The organism is Petrimonas sulfuriphila, assembly GCA_038561985.1.
Classification (GTDB): Bacteria; Bacteroidota; Bacteroidia; order Bacteroidales; family Dysgonomonadaceae; genus Petrimonas; species Petrimonas sulfuriphila.
On the sequence record CP073276.1, the window covers coordinates 502,577 to 517,452 of the forward strand.

General features: G+C 43.6%; 17 protein-coding genes. 6 read left to right on the plus strand and 11 right to left on the minus strand.

Annotation, left to right across the window (positions count from 1 at the left end; genetic code table 11):
• Window position 1: 1 nt before the first annotated feature.
• Window positions 2-2,455, minus strand: a complete 2,454-nt coding sequence (locus tag KCV26_01965; GenBank protein WZX37181.1) for a TonB-dependent receptor — start codon at window positions 2,453-2,455, stop codon at window positions 2-4.
• 254 nt (window positions 2,456-2,709) lie between these two features.
• On the opposite strand from KCV26_01965, the gene KCV26_01970 reads away from it, so the two are divergent.
• The 4 genes from KCV26_01970 to KCV26_01985 are packed head-to-tail and all read left to right on the plus strand — an operon-like array spanning window position 2,710 to window position 5,858.
• The gene (locus KCV26_01970) at window positions 2,710-2,991 is read left to right on the plus strand and encodes a LysO family transporter (protein ID WZX37182.1); all 282 of its coding nucleotides are present in this window, start codon (window positions 2,710-2,712) and stop codon (window positions 2,989-2,991) included.
• Window positions 2,988-3,590, plus strand: a complete 603-nt coding sequence (locus KCV26_01975; GenBank protein WZX37183.1) for a lysine exporter LysO family protein — start codon at window positions 2,988-2,990, stop codon at window positions 3,588-3,590. Before KCV26_01970 ends, KCV26_01975 begins: the two co-directional genes overlap by 4 nt.
• Before the next feature lie 6 nt (window positions 3,591-3,596).
• A complete protein-coding gene (locus tag KCV26_01980) occupies window positions 3,597-4,709 on the plus strand; it encodes a metallophosphoesterase (protein WZX37184.1) in 1,113 nt (370 codons plus the stop codon).
• Window positions 4,710-4,724: 15 nt separating this feature from the next.
• Window positions 4,725-5,858 carry a metallophosphoesterase gene (locus KCV26_01985; GenBank protein WZX37185.1) on the plus strand — a complete coding sequence of 378 codons (1,134 nt, stop codon included), beginning with the start codon at window positions 4,725-4,727 and terminating at the stop codon, window positions 5,856-5,858.
• 3 nt (window positions 5,859-5,861) lie between these two features.
• Here the strand turns inward: KCV26_01985 and KCV26_01990 are convergent, their stop codons facing one another.
• Genes KCV26_01990 through KCV26_02005 form a run of 4 tightly spaced genes read right to left on the minus strand, consistent with a single transcriptional unit; the run spans window position 5,862 to window position 9,826 of the window.
• Window positions 5,862-6,419 (minus strand): hypothetical protein, encoded by a 558-nt coding sequence (locus tag KCV26_01990; protein WZX37186.1) that lies wholly within the window; start codon window positions 6,417-6,419, stop codon window positions 5,862-5,864.
• A gap of 45 nt (window positions 6,420-6,464) precedes the next feature.
• Window positions 6,465-7,307, minus strand: a complete 843-nt coding sequence (locus KCV26_01995; GenBank protein WZX37187.1) for a hypothetical protein — start codon at window positions 7,305-7,307, stop codon at window positions 6,465-6,467.
• Window positions 7,308-7,329: 22 nt separating this feature from the next.
• Complete coding sequence (locus KCV26_02000; protein ID WZX37188.1) at window positions 7,330-8,643, minus strand: UDP-N-acetylmuramoyl-tripeptide--D-alanyl-D-alanine ligase; 1,314 nt, start codon at window positions 8,641-8,643, stop codon at window positions 7,330-7,332.
• A gap of 16 nt (window positions 8,644-8,659) precedes the next feature.
• Window positions 8,660-9,826, minus strand: coding sequence for an aminopeptidase (locus KCV26_02005; protein ID WZX37189.1), 1,167 nt, complete (start codon window positions 9,824-9,826; stop codon window positions 8,660-8,662).
• A 138-nt stretch (window positions 9,827-9,964) separates the two neighbouring features.
• Between KCV26_02005 and KCV26_02010 the strand changes: the two genes are divergently transcribed.
• Together KCV26_02010 and KCV26_02015 are read left to right on the plus strand one after the other, a co-directional pair.
• Window positions 9,965-10,414 (plus strand): hypothetical protein, encoded by a 450-nt coding sequence (locus KCV26_02010; protein ID WZX37190.1) that lies wholly within the window; start codon window positions 9,965-9,967, stop codon window positions 10,412-10,414.
• A 7-nt stretch (window positions 10,415-10,421) separates the two neighbouring features.
• Complete coding sequence (locus KCV26_02015; GenBank protein WZX37191.1) at window positions 10,422-11,045, plus strand: ribonuclease H family protein; 624 nt, start codon at window positions 10,422-10,424, stop codon at window positions 11,043-11,045.
• A 28-nt stretch (window positions 11,046-11,073) separates the two neighbouring features.
• Here KCV26_02015 and KCV26_02020 read toward each other — a convergent pair whose 3' ends face one another.
• The 6 genes from KCV26_02020 to KCV26_02045 all read right to left on the minus strand — a co-directional run bounded on the left by KCV26_02020 (window position 11,074) and on the right by KCV26_02045 (window position 14,870).
• Window positions 11,074-11,778: a TatD family hydrolase gene (locus KCV26_02020; GenBank protein WZX37192.1), complete on the minus strand. Its 705-nt coding sequence runs from the start codon at window positions 11,776-11,778 to the stop codon at window positions 11,074-11,076.
• Window positions 11,779-11,787: 9 nt separating this feature from the next.
• Window positions 11,788-12,063 carry a membrane protein insertion efficiency factor YidD gene (gene yidD, locus KCV26_02025; protein WZX37193.1) on the minus strand — a complete coding sequence of 92 codons (276 nt, stop codon included), beginning with the start codon at window positions 12,061-12,063 and terminating at the stop codon, window positions 11,788-11,790.
• Window positions 12,057-12,467, minus strand: a complete 411-nt coding sequence (locus tag KCV26_02030; protein ID WZX37194.1) for a ribonuclease P protein component — start codon at window positions 12,465-12,467, stop codon at window positions 12,057-12,059. Before KCV26_02030 ends, yidD begins: the two co-directional genes overlap by 7 nt.
• 134 nt (window positions 12,468-12,601) lie before the next feature.
• Window positions 12,602-13,366, minus strand: coding sequence for a uroporphyrinogen-III synthase (locus KCV26_02035; GenBank protein WZX37195.1), 765 nt, complete (start codon window positions 13,364-13,366; stop codon window positions 12,602-12,604).
• 6 nt (window positions 13,367-13,372) lie between these two features.
• A complete protein-coding gene (locus KCV26_02040) occupies window positions 13,373-14,236 on the minus strand; it encodes a DUF4271 domain-containing protein (protein WZX37196.1) in 864 nt (287 codons plus the stop codon).
• Between the two features lie 22 nt (window positions 14,237-14,258).
• On the minus strand, window positions 14,259-14,870 hold the full coding sequence (locus KCV26_02045) for a TIGR00730 family Rossman fold protein (protein ID WZX37197.1): 612 nt from the start codon (window positions 14,868-14,870) through the stop codon (window positions 14,259-14,261).
• Window positions 14,871-14,876 lie beyond the last annotated feature (6 nt).

Below are 14,876 nucleotides of genomic sequence, written 5' to 3' on the forward strand. Positions count from 1 at the left end.
GTTAAGAGCCTGTACCGGTTCCTTCCTGTGAACTACCGCCCTGCAAAACGTCCTCGTTGGTAATGGTGCGCTGAACTTTCCTTACCGAAGATTTCAAGTCTCCGAAACGGTACGTCAGGCTCAGGCGGAAAGTGCGCATCGGGTTTTGAAAATTCATTTTCTGAACGAATCCTTCACCCGTTGTTGTCAGCTTGAAATCGCGGTACTTGTGAAAGGGAGTGGTTGTATTAAGGGAAACATCCAGCTTTTTGTTAAAGAAACTTTTCATGGCGCTGAACGAATAGAAATAAAAGGCCGATTGGGTAGTTTGCAGTTGTATGTTGCTCGTAAATATTCCTCCGTTTGCACTCAGCCTCACGTCTTTGGGCAATGTGAATGTTATCCCTCCGAAACCGCGACCCGAAAATCCGCTGTTCCTTACCCCGGCATTCTCCGTGCTTTGAATATCGGTATAACTGAGGGAGCCGTTCACGTTCATCCGGATAACGGGTGTGGGTGTCCAGCTGGCATATCCATCCAGTCCCACCGACTGATTCCGACCAATATTCCGGTACGTATTGTTGGTAACACCGTCTGCATCTACGAAAATGTAGGGAGTGATGGCGTTTTGGGTAAACGAATAGCTAAGCGTGGCGTTGAAGTTCACTTTTTGTGAAAAAGAACCGTAATTGATATTAAGATTATGGGTCTGTTCCGCGTCCAGGTTAGGATTTCCGTAACGGATGTTGTTGGGATCAGAATCGTTTATATAGGGATTCAGGTACCAGATACCCGGGCGTGAAATCCGCATATTGTAACCCCACCGCAGGGTTTTCGTCATTCCCAACTGATAGGAGAAAGCGGCAGAAGGAACCATATCGAAGAAATCGGAATGTACAACCGTAACGGTTTGCACGCTCATAAAATGTATCTTCTGGGCAGTGTTTTCTCCCCGAAGCCCCAGCTTCAAACCGAATTTTCCAGCTTTTAATCCGTATCCGGCATATCCCGATGCAATCCGTTGTTCGTGGTCGAGGTCATTCTTACGGCTTTTATCCTCTTCCCATTGCCCTCCGTCATCCGGATTCAGGAAAGTATTGTCACCCCGGCTGGAGTTATCGCGAAATATATACTTCAATCCCACTTCTATGCTGTGTTTGTCGGTAAGAGGATTCACGTAATCGACTTGTCCAGTGTGCTCTTTACCTCCGGCATTGTTGATGCTCTTCATGCGATAGCCCTTAGGGTAAAAATAATTGACAACCTGACTGTATTCACTTTCGTACTCACTGTCGTTGGGGTTCCTCTCAAAACGGTAGGAAACAGTAAGTAACTCGCCTTTCTTTTTAAAAGTCCGCTGATAATCGGTTGTCAGTGTAAATGACCCGAAATGGTTTATCGAATTATTATTCAACAGGTACGAATAATCCCTCGCGCCTTGAGAAAGGACATCTTGTGATGAATTGGAATGAAATTTCCCCCCAAATTGTCCGACAGAAACGTTAAACAGATTCAGTGTATCAGGCTCGTAGCTAAGCTGCGTATTGTAAAACAGTCCACCTCCGTAGTTTTTGGAAGTTCCGTCCTGTGTCAACTCATTTACCGGACTTGGAGCCATTTCTTCCCGGGTAAGTGATGTTTTTGCCTCCGGCCTGTTGTGGTAAAAATAACTTCCGTTTCCGGTAAGTCCGAACTTGCCGTATTTTAACGACAGATAGGCATTGCCACCATATCCCCCAAACGTATCTCCGTTGGCTCCAACAGAACCCGAATAGCCTTCGTCTACCCGTTTATCGGTAATGATGTTTATGATTCCACCCACGCCTTCGGCATCGTATCGTGCTCCGGGATCGGTAATCACTTCCACGTCCTTTATACTGTTTGCCGGCATGCTTTTCAACACTTGCGACGGGTTGTTCGAAATCATGTTTGACGGTTTCCCGTTCAGGTATATCTTAAAGCTTGATGAACCTTTCAGCTGGATATTATCTTCACCGTCGACCGTTACCAGGGGTACCTTACGAAGCAAATCCAACACGTTAGAGGTAGATGATTCGGGATCGTCTTTGGCGCTGTAGGTAAGTTTATCGATTTCCACCTTTACCAACGGACGCTGTGCGGTTACACTGATTTCAGACAACTCGGTAGAGCTTTCCGACATTTCAATTTGCCCGAGATTGACCTGCAATTCTCCGTTTTTCACCTCCACGCTGCGGTTGAAATTATTCATCCCTACAAACTGAAACGTGAATATATAGTCTCCGGCCTGCAGCGTAGTGGTGAAATTTCCGCTGTCGTCGGTAGCAAACTTTTTGATGGATTTTTGTGGCACTGCTTTACTGGCAACCGAAACAGTGGCGTAAGGGAGTGGTTGTTTATCATTCGCACTTACCAGTTGTCCTTTCACATTAGTGCCCTCCGCATAGACCACAACGGAAGCTAGCAGGAGAATCAGTGATAATAGAGTTTGTTTCATAAAGGTACTTATTAAAATTTTAGCAAAAGTAGTTAATAAATTCAAGAGGCAACCTATAAAAGCACCCCCGTTACGATAATTTAGTAAAGGCAGTATTCTTTGATGCTTCTTTTTGCATTTTTAAACATTGGACTTGCTCTTACCCTGTTTAGACGCAATATTGTCCGGTTTTCTTACACTAATAGCGTTAATCTTGTACAATGATTACGGGGGAAAAAAAAATTCTTACTTTTGCAATTAAAAACAAAAGTCGTATGCTCAACATTATCCTCATCATACTATCGGGCATTGTCGTGGGATATTTTGCCAGAAAACTCCCGCAAGTGAAGCATGTGGGATCCGTTATAAGCCTGATCATTATGTTGCTGTTGTTTTTCCTGGGCGTTTCGGTAGGTGCAAATGAACAAGTAGTGACAAATTTCAGTACCATCGGCCTTGACGCAATGATCATTAGTTTCGGGGCGACTGTGGGAACTGTTCTCTGTGCCTGGCTGGTGTACTCGACGTTTTTCAGAAGAAAGGGTAAAAATTCATGAAGCAATCCCTTATCTATCTTCTGCTTTTTGCCCTGGGTGTCATTCTTGCTCTTTGGGGACACATCCCCGACGTGTTGCTGAAAGACGATATCTCGAAATGGATTCTTTACGGACTGTTATTTTTTGTTGGGGTACAGATAGGTTCCGGCAAAAACATGTTTACGGCCGTGAAGCGATTCGGGTTCAAGATCGCCCTAGTACCCGTTGCCACCACCGTTGGAACGTTTGCAGGAGCTGCACTAACGAGCCTTTTGCTCCCGGAAAGGAGCTTGATCGATTGCCTGAGTGTAGGGGCTGGATTTGCATACTATTCGCTATCGAGCATCCTCATCTCCGAGTTTCGTGGAGCTGAACTGGGTACGGTAGCCTTGTTGGCTAACATCATGCGTGAGTTTATTGTCCTGGTTTTTACGCCGTGGCTGGTAAAATATTTCGGAAAACTATCCCCTATTTGCGCCGGTGGCGCGACCACCATGGACACAACCTTACCCATGATCACCAAATATTCGGGATCCGACTATGTGGTTGTGGCACTTTTCCACGGAATGGTCATCGATTTTTCCGTACCTTTGTGGGTCAGTTTTTTCCTTACCTTGTAAAAGATAATGAAATCATTTTTTCTAACCATACTCTTTTTCTATGTAACGGCCAACGTATATGCAGCTATCAGGATATACCAGCTTATTCCGGCAAATGCGTGGGTCAGAATTGTCGTAATGGGTATTTTTCTGCTTGGATTTGCCAGCCTGCTTATTTTTTTCCGGTTTGGCGAGGCTATGCCTGTGGGAACTGCCGGCTTCTTCTATCGGTTCGGGACATCATGGATGATCGCCTTCCTGTATGTTTTCATGCTCATTCTCTTTGTCGATTTATTCAGGATCATCAACTGGGTTGCACCTATTGCCGACAAAGAAACTGTTCGTGGCATTTTTCATCACAACGCGCTAACTGCCGTTACAGGTTTGGGGCTTACGGCGTTGATACTTTTGTACGGTAACTGGCAATATCACAACAAAAAACGTTCTCACATAACCATCAAAACCGAAAAAATCGATAAACCGATGAGAATTGTCGGTATCAGCGATTTACACCTGGGCTACACCATTTCAAAGAAAGAGCTGAGCAGATGGGTGGAGATGATCAATGCTGAAAATCCGGACATGGTTATTATTGGCGGAGACTTGGTTGACAACCAGTTGCGACCCGTATGGATGCATTCGCTCGACAGGGAATTGCTGAAAATTAAAGCACCCTTGGGAGTCTATGCCTGTACCGGTAATCACGAATACATCTCGGGTATTAAAAACAGTGCAGATTTTTACACCCGGTCGGGAATCACGCTATTGCGTGACTCCGTGCTTCAAACGAATGGGTTAACAATCATCGGACGAGAAGATCATTCCCGGAAGAACCGAAAGACATTGCCGGAACTGATAAAAAACAGTGACAACCGGACTTTTTCTATCCTGCTCAATCATCAGCCTTACTATCTGGATGAGGCAGTGCGGGAAGGAATCGATTTTCAGTTCTCCGGACATACACATCGGGGACAGGTCTTTCCAGCTTCGTTGATAACAGATAAAATTTTCGAACTCTCTCAAGGGTATATTCAAAAGAAGAATACCCATTTCTACGTTTCTTCAGGCTTGGGCATTTGGGGCGGAAAGTTCCGCATTGGCACCCGCTCGGAGTACCTGGTACTGGATTTGGAGAATTAAATTGTTTACTTTTTTATGCGTTCACTTATCGTCGCACTCATTATACATTTCACGCTCAACATCCTTGTTTTCCTGAAGGGTTGGGATGTTTTTAAAACGAAAAAACTCCTCCGGACTTTTTGGATGGTTATTTTCGCCTTCGAACTTTTGGTGTATCTTACGGGATTTGCATTCTACCGCCATCTCCCTCCTGAAATTATCCATCCCATCCGCATGATGGGGACCAGCTGGATGCTTTTCCTGCTATACCTGGGGGGCCTGGTATTGATAGGTGACTTTCTGTACCTGGCGTCCCGGAAAAAACTCACCCGTCCCAAAGAATTATTGAACCAGCCAGCAAAGATGAAACTCACCCTCTTTCTCTCCTCCTTTGCAGTGGTAATACTCACGTTGTCTTATGGCAATTACAAATTTAACCATCCAGAGGTACGACAGGTGGATATACAGGTTGGTAAATCAGCTGGAAAAATGGACTCCGTGAGGATTGCGATGGTTGGCGACTTACATTTGGGATACCTGATCAACCGGGATGACGCACAAAGAATGGTGGATTTAATCATGGAGCAGGAACCCGATTTGATCCTTTTTGTGGGGGATATCCTCGACTCTAGCATCGAACCCGTTCAGGGACAAAGGATGGACGAGGAACTCCGGCGGCTGCAGGCGCCTCTGGGCGTATATTCCTGCACGGGCAACCACGAATACCGTTACGAAGCCGAACGAAAAATACAATGGTTGAACGATGCGGGCATAAAAATGCTGCGCGATTCGGCTGTCCTGATTGACAGCGCTTTTTATGTGGTTGGACGTGAAGATTTTGTGTTCTCCGACCGGTTGCCTTTATCCGAAATTTTGAACCGGCAAAACGTGAATGTATCAAAACCGGTCATCGTCCTGAACCACAGCCCCAACGACCTTGACGAAGAGGTCAATGCCGGAGCCGACATTGCGCTATACGGACACACCCACCACGGACAGGCTTTTCCCGGAAATATTGCCACACGCTTAGTTTTTAAAGTGGCATACGGGTATGCCCGGAAAGGGAACACACATATCTATGTAACCTCGGGACTGGGATTAGCTGGCCCGCAATACCGCATAGGCACGGTTTCGGAAGTAGTGGTATTGAATGTGAAATTTGAGAAGTAAGTTTCAAAACGTAACTTTCAGCGACAAGCCGGCAGAAGTGTTGGCCTGTCCCAGATAGTTGTGCGTATCAATAAAAGGATTCAATTCGACTTTTACAGAACTCAAGTTCCCGCGAAGATCCTGAATATACATATTGTTTACTTTTGCCACCCTTACCGCATCGACAATAGCCCATACATCGAGCGCGATGGTAGCAGCCAACCCGGTAAGCATTATCGCCACACCGGCAGGGTTTGTTTCATACTCCGTGAAAGATCCAAACTGGTTGTAGGTTGTAACTTCATCGTACGACATTAATGCTCCGGCAACAGTAATGCCTGACAGAGCTATTGAACCTCCTAAAAAAGCAAGGCCACGACCTGTTTCCCCACTAAGCATCTGTCCTAATCCCGGAATAAAGAAAGAGGCAAGCCCCATAACCGCGGGATTATTCGGATCTCCGGGTTGTGGCATGTACATTTTATAATCGTATTTTTGTTTGTTGATTTTGTAGGTTTGCGCATGCGCATTAAAAGAAAAGCATCCGAAAAGGATTAATGCTGCAACAATTAATGATTTCATAATATCGATTTTTTTTAAAAATATGCTCTTTATTGTTTTAATCCGCTAAGACGGATAATTGATTTGTATGGATTGGATAATTCTTTCTGCTGCCTGTTCTGCAACTTTATCGTCTCTTCTGCTTAAAACCATCACTTGCCAATAATTTAAATCCTTCACTATTCCTATATTTATAAAAGCAATGTGATATCCGTTCTGGGTATATGTCCCTCGCTGAATAAATCCGGGAAGGTTACGGACAGAATAACTGTCTTCTGAATATACGAAGTTGGTAACTCCTTGCATACCCTTAACTTCGTTAACTGCACCGTCAGCAGCACCTTGCATATTCAGTTCGCCAATCTCGGCTGGATTGTATTTTGCCTCAATCACCCCTACCTTAAATTGATTGTCATTGGACGTTTCAAATGTTTCCATCTTCTCCAGCATTCTTTTTATATTCTCGGGCAACGGGGGTGGTGTCGAAGATTTCAGCTCCCAGGGTGTTTCAAGAGTTAACTGATAAGTTCCGTAGGTTTTCTTTACCCATTGTTCCGAGAGTACCTTTTCATCGGTTTTTTTGTTGTTCTTAAGTGCAGTGACAGCCGCACTACCAAGCCATGAACCGACAGCCGCAAAAATTGTGGTTATTACTACGATAAGAATTTTCTCCTTCAGAGATCTCGATTTGAGTATCTTGCCTTTCTTTATCGGTATTGCGGGTGGCAATTGATCTTCTGTGAAACAGGCGTTTCGTTTAAAATCTTCAAATGTTCCGCCGGGATTTCTTCGCTGCCATTGGGTGAAATTATTGTCGAGCTTCTGTCCGCACGATGTACAGAATACCACATATTCCGATTTCATCTCGTTACGATTGCCGCAGTTGTTGCATTGTAGGTAGTGTATCATGTCGTGTTTCTTCTTTACAAATTTACAAAAATGGTATAACTTTCTCCAGTTGGACCGAGTGTGACCCTTTTAGCAGGACATAATACCCGGCTAAAGGATGTCGTTCCAACTCCTCAATCAATTGTTCCACTCGCTCAAAAACGAACGTGTTTTTCATTGTGATGCTCCCAGTTACTCCGTCGGTAAATACAGAACCAACCAGGTAAATTTTATCGAATGACTGCCCGTGCAGATAGTCCAACATTTTCCTGTGTTCAACTTCGGCTATAGGTCCCAATTCTTTCATCTCACCCAAAATGACCGCCTTAGGTAAATCGGATTTGATTTTTGAGAAAAATTCAAGCATGGCTTTCATGCTTGTGGGGTTAGCATTGTAAGCATCAATAATAAGGTCGTTGTGCTGAGTACGTTCAAATTGCGAACGGTTGTTTTTAGGCTCGTAAGCTTCGAGGGCGCTACTGATAAGCTCGGCATTGATGCCAAAATATTTACCTATGGCTGCAGCAGCCAGGGCATTATCGAGGTTATACTCTCCCACGAGATGAGTTTTCACACGGTGAGGGTGTTCAAAAAAATTCCAATCGAAATGCAAGAATGGTGTTTCAGCCGACAATGTACCCGACACAAACAAGCCAGGGTTATCACGTCCGTACAAAATCCTGTCCATTCCTTCCGATTTTTCGCTCAACGTTGAATTATCTTTGTTCACAAACACCTTGCCTTCGTGTTCACGGATAAAATCGTAAAGTTCGCATTTGGTCTTGATTACATTTTCCAACGACCCGAATCCTTCAATGTGGGCTTTTCCGATGTTGGTGATCAATCCGATATTGGGTTCGGCGATCTCACATAATTCACGGATTTCGCCTGGATGATTGGCGCCCATCTCAATGACACCAATTTCGTGCGACTTATTTATCGACAATAATGTGAGAGGCACACCGATGTGGTTATTGAAGTTTCCCTGGGTAAAAGCAACCTTAAACTCCTTGGAAAGGATGGTGGCAATCAACTCCTTCGTGGTCGTCTTTCCGTTTGTGCCCGTAATACCCACAATGGTTATCTTTAGCTTCTTCCGGTGAAAATTGGCCAACTTTTGCAAAGTTTCCAGTACATTTTCCACCACAATTACGCGAGGGTTTTCTGGTTTGTCATTTTCCCACTCATCTACAACGGCGTAAGCACAGCCTTTTTCAATGGCACTTTCGGCAAATTGGTTGCCGTTAAAGCGCTCACCTTTGAGTGCAAAGAAAATAGAATCGTGCGGACAAACCCGGGAATCGGTAGTAACTACCGGATGTTTTTTATAGATTTCGTATAATGCGGAAATTTCCATAATGTTCCTTCTGAACTTATATTTTTTTCGCCGTCTCTTTTGGGAGTGCATCTTTGTGAATAACGATGCTCAACGTTTTGTAACGAACAAAAGCTTCCGACGCATACCACACTCCATCGTAGGGCCCTGTTTTTCCCCACGAATTTTTCACCAGGTAATATTTGTTGCCGTTCTGATCGTTAGCAATGCCGTAAATATGCATGCCGTGATCGTCTGTAGTCTGATAGTTATCGTACGCCAACTGTCGCATTTCCTGCGTGATATTTTTTTCTTTCAGCACTTCAGAGCCCACCTTTCCGGCAATGGTTGAGCGTCTCTCACGTTCCGGCAAACCCAGCCATTTTGCCTGATCGGTCCCGGCATTTTCTGCTGCATTTTCATCAGGCACAATGGCTATACCCTGACGCGAAAACCCGCCTTCGCTCACATCCGATGCCCAGGCAACCGTATAACCCTTCATAATGGCATTATCGATGGCCGCCATCATTTCATCCACCGGCAGATTGTATGAATTTGCCCAACGCCAGTTGTCGGGCACTTCAAGGGGAAAAGATGCATAAAACGGATGATGCGTGAATGAAGTTATTGAAATGTAATCGTTCTGATCCAGCCCTAGAAAGTCTTTGAACGATTGCGGTGTGTAGGTCTTCCCGTTATAAGTGAACGAAGCGGGTTTTTCTTTCAGATAAGCATCCAGGATACCGCAAAATCCTTTGTTCCATACTGTTGAAACAGTATTGTTTCCGATGATTCCTTTCATATAACTACTCAATACCTTGTCCATTTCACCGTGGTCGTGGCGTTCCGCTCTGTCGATCAAACCGGTATAAGCATCATCGGGAACAATTCCGTATTCATCGAGCGTTTCTATCACATCGGCAAACGATCCACCGGGTGCAAAATTCAGGTGTCCGTGTGTCCGTACATACTTCTCGGCTTTGTCTTCGTAGTTTCTTCTTACGATATACATCTCCGAGAGGTCGAATGTACCTTTTCCTTTCCGCAATAGTTCAGATTCCAGGAAGCTCACTCCCGAAAAGCTCCAGCAGGTGCTTGTGCTTGCCTGATTTTTTACCGATGTTATAGGGTTTTCTTTAACTACAGTAAATGTGTAAACTGATTTTTGGGAGAAAAGAGAAACCGAAATAAAAAGAGCAACAACAATTAAAGTTAACTTATGCATACGACAATTTTTTGGGTTGTAATATTTAATGTACAAAGTTAACTTAAAAAGAGAGATGGGGCTTTATTTTTGGGGCAATAAATAGCTAAAAAAGCAAAAAAAACGTACCTTTGGCGAAGAATCGAAAACTGAATTTATATGAACGACCTACAACCCAAAAAGAGAAGAAGCAGGAAATGGTTCGGACGGTTTATCGGAATCATCCTGATTGCGTTCACCATATTTGTATATGTGCGTTATTATTATGTTTTTGGCACGGGCGTTAAATCAGGTGAATTGAATTACCTGGTATATAAAGGGGTGATTTTCAAGACATACGAAGGGAAACTTATCCAGACCGGATTCAGGGCAGACAAACCGGGAGGACTACAATCCAACCAATTCGATTTTTCGGTAGAAAACAAGGAGATCGCCGAAAAGTTGATGCTCTCAAGTGGGAAGAACGTACAACTGCATTACAAGGAATTTTTTGCACCCATCCCCTGGCGCGGCTACACGAAGTTCATAGTTGACAGCATCATTTCCATCGAAGATCCCCACCCCGATCTCCAGCATGAGATTGCACCGTATGTTTTAGACACGATGTAACGAGGTAATGGCTAAAAAGAAATTCTATGTAGTTTGGCAGGGTGTTCAGCCGGGAATTTACTCGTCGTGGGACGAGTGCAAGGCACAGGTGACGGGTTTTGAACAGGCCCGGTACAAATCATTTGAAACGAAGGAAGAAGCAGATGCGGCTTTCAACGACAATCCCTGGAAGCACATCGGAAAAACAGGCCCCAAAAACCGGAAAATAGCCACGTCTCAAGAAAAGTATCTTACGGAAAGTATCGCGGTGGATGCTGCCTGCAGTGGAAATCCCGGATTAATGGAATACCGGGGTGTTTTTGTCGCAGACGGAGTTGAGATTTTTCACGTTGGACCCCTGAAAGACGGCACCAACAATATCGGCGAGTTTTTAGCTATCGTTCACGCACTGGCATTGTTGAAACATAAAAACAGCAAACTGCCGATTTATTCCGATAGCGTGAATGCCATGAAGTGGGTGGTCAGAAAAAAGTGCAACACCAAGTTAGAAAAAACCAAGCATAACCAACCCATTTTCGAGCTTATCACCCGGGCCGAGAAGTGGTTATCGGAAAACACGTATGAAAACCCGGTTATCAAATGGGAAACCAACAACTGGGGGGAAATTCCGGCAGATTTTGGAAGAAAATAATCCAGCCAGCCAGCCGCCTCATCACCCGTCAATCCTCCTCTTCTTCCTCTTCTTCCGGATCAAAAGGCTTGGGCGCTTTTAGCGTTGGGAAAATACGGTGTATATTTTGTGCAATTTTTTCGGCAAACTCTTCGAGCTCCATATTCACTGCCTGGGCAGCCTGAGCATACACGTCACGGATATCCATAAAATCCTCATCGGTTTCGCAAAAAAGGCTTTCGATGGGAATAAGCTCCATAGATTCCACATTTATATCGTCACCTACTGAAAAGTAGAAACCTTCCCGAACCAGTCGCTTGGTCAGTTCCGGTTTACCCCGGTATCCGTGCAAAATCCACGGTTGGGCGGGGTTGGCTTCGTCGCGCACACGTAACAACTCTTCCCACGCTTTCACACAATGGATAATCAGCGGCTTTTCCAATTTTTCCGATAAGACGATGTGTTCCTTGAACACAGGGATCTGAACATCGAAGGAAGGGCCTTTCAGTTTATCCAAACCGGTTTCGCCGATGGCAACTATGCGTGGGTCTCCCACAATTTCTTTCAAGTAAATCATCTGATTTTCGCTGTCTTCGGAATACCAGGGATGGATTCCACAGGAAAAAGCATGGCGGTCGTTCGTTTCTTTGGCTACTTCAAACTCAAGGGGGTACACATCGAGGATACACGAGTGATAGGGATCATCGGTGTCCTCCAAAAGAATCTGGTGGGTGTGGACGTCGTATAGTTCCATATAAATTGTTTACTCTGCTTTCGGTTTGTCTTGCTGCTTTTTAGCCCTGGGTTCCGGCACCGGGTCATATCCCGATCCGCCCCATGGATTACAGCTTAAAATGCGTTTTGCAGACAAATACGTTCCTTTAAAAGGCCCGTGTTTTTTAAGCGCGTCTATGGTGTATTGCGAGCAAGTGGGCGTATACCGGCAACTGGGCGGCAAGAGTGGCGAAATGGCATACCGGTAAAAATAAACTGGTGCGAGAAGCAGGTGTGTAAGCATATTTTTTAAGAACTTCAGCATTCTTCCTTTTCCTCTTTTAGTTTATTCGATATCTCCCGCAGGGACCTGCACACGCTTTTTTCCACCTTGTCATAACCGGAAATTTCGTCTTTCACGTAAACAAATGCTATGTCAACCCGATGATTTTCCGTCAACAAATGGGATAGAAGCAAGCCTTTGTTTACCCGGTAAGCTTCTCTCACCAATCTTTTCATCCGATTGCGAGCTGTTGCCCGTTTCAATCTCTTTTTGGGTATACTTATCAGGACGGAAACAGTTTCTGGGGCAATACACTCGTATTCATAAAAGACCACCTTAAATGGATATACAAGAAAGGACCTGCCACGAGCAAAAAGAATTGAAATCCTTTTATTGCCGGTTACACGTTCCTCTTTTTTGAAAGTAAAACGTTGTCCTTCAACCATAGATAACAGCATTTCCTCCGAAAGCAATTATTGTTACAAAGATAGTTGTTTTTTGCAATTGATTGTATTGCTAAGGAAATAAAAAAATAGAAATTTAGCCTGTAGTTTAATTGTCCGACAGGCCAATCTAAAAATCAGGCGTGTTTTTTGTGATTTTCTTTCAGAAAAGCGTCAAGCGCCATACTCATCGACGGATATTCCGGCGTAGGAGCTTCACAATCGAGCCGTAACCCTTCGTCTAAGATAGCTTTTGCAGTGGTCGCACCAAAACAACCAATACTCATATCACCCTGTTTAAAATCGGGAAAATTTTTCAATAAAGATTGTACACCGATGGGGCTAAAGAAGACAATCATATCGGTGTCGAGCACTTCACCTTCCTCATAATCATTACTCACCGTACGATACATAATACTTGGAGTAAACTTCAGCTTTTTTGAAGTCAGGTAATTCAGCACCTCTTCATTATGCTCTTCTGGAACCGGGACAAGCAGATTTTCCTTTGAGTGTTTGGTAAAAGCGGTGTTCAACCCTTCTATTTTTCCCGTCTGACTGAAAAATATTTTTCTTTTTCGATAAACAATGTATTTTTGCAGGTAAAGCGCCACGGTTTCGGATATACAAAAATACTTCATCGATTCAGGCATGGTTATTTTTTGCTCCTCGCAAAGGGAGAAGAAATTATCTACTGCCGTACGCGAGGTCATGACAATACCCGTGAAATCGAGTATGTTTATACGTTGATGACGAAATTCCTTCAGGGATACTCTCTCCACTTTTATAAAAGGCCTGAATTGGAATTCCACATGAAATTTTTCTCCCAATTCGAAATAAGGAGACTTTCCGTTACTGGGTTGAGGTTGTGATATAAGGACTCTTTTTACTTTGCGTACAGCCATAACGAATTAATTACCTGCGATATTTACTAAAGAAACCACCCCCTTGTAAAGCAGAAAAAAAGGGACGATTTCAATGGCGCAAAGGTACAAAAAATAATTAAGCAAACCCACTTTGTTTTTAGCAAAAACATTTAACAGATTCCAGAAAACCACCATCATTATAATAAAAAAAATTATAATTAGTAAAAAAAGAGCTATTTTTGCATACCCCGGCACAAACACTAAGAACATTGCCGGAATAAAAATAAGCACTCCCATTAGTTCAACTACCCTGAAATACTTTTCTGTCCACTCACTTATACCCCATTCAATAAAAATATAACCTATCAACTTGTATACTAAATATTTTATACTGAGAAAAAGCAGAATACCGAGAAAAACAGCCAGAAAGACCAACACCATGTTTTTAACGGATAAGCCGGAAATACCTTTATCCCAAAAAAAAGTAAAAAAAACGACAGTTAAAATCAGGATGGTTTGAAAAATCAAAAAAAACTCGCTCCAGATTCCGGTTGTAGTAATCTCTTCCTTAAAGATTGTCCGTCTTCGCATTCCTCCCGAAAAGATATTTCTGAAGTTAGCCACCAACGTAAGGCCTTCTCTGTTAAACCAGAAAGCAACAATAACAAAACAGAATGTAAAGAAGAGAAAAAAAACGCTATGAACGGTTTGAGAAAAGGGAAGAAGCGCTCCGGAAAATCCCTCCGGCATTTGCCCCGATGAAACCGAGAAAGTAGAACTGTCGACATTAAAAAAAAGCCCGGTGTTATCTGTAGGAATATACTCAAACGACAAAAATCCGACCCGAATTGAATCGGATGATTGTCCAATAACGTCATCTACCGGTATTTGGGGAATTCTTTCGGGCACACCTTACAAATTTTCAACAAAATTACAATTCTTTTTTGTCATATTTGGTAAAAGAGGGGTTCCATGTCTCACCATTTTGCAGGTAATCAATCGCTTTTTCCGGAGAGTCAACAACCTGCCATAAATTACGATAATTGTGATGAAGAAATTTTTCGCAGATCATTTTATCAAACATCGCCAGTAAAGGATCGTAATAACCGTTTATATTGAGAATAACAACTGCATTTTTGTAGAGTCCCAACTGCTTCCACGTGAGAATCTCCGCTAACTCTTCCAATGTCCCGAATCCGCCTGGCAGCGCAACGGCAGCATCGGATTGCTTAGCCATCAAAAATTTACGCTCGTGCATCGATTCGGTAACAACCAGCTCCGATAACTGAGGATGGCACCACCCCGAATCGATCATAAATTGTGGAATAATCCCTTTTACTTTTCCCCCGTTCTCCAGCACACTATCGTTTACTGCCCCCATCAATCCCTGTTTTCCACCACCGGTTATACACGTGATGTCGTTATTTGCCAAGACTTTTCCCAATTGCCGGGCAATATCGAAATACGCTTCTCCAATGTGAGGGCTCGAAGCGCAGTAAACAACCACCTCTCTGATATTTTTTTCAGATAAATTCCGTTTCATTTTTTA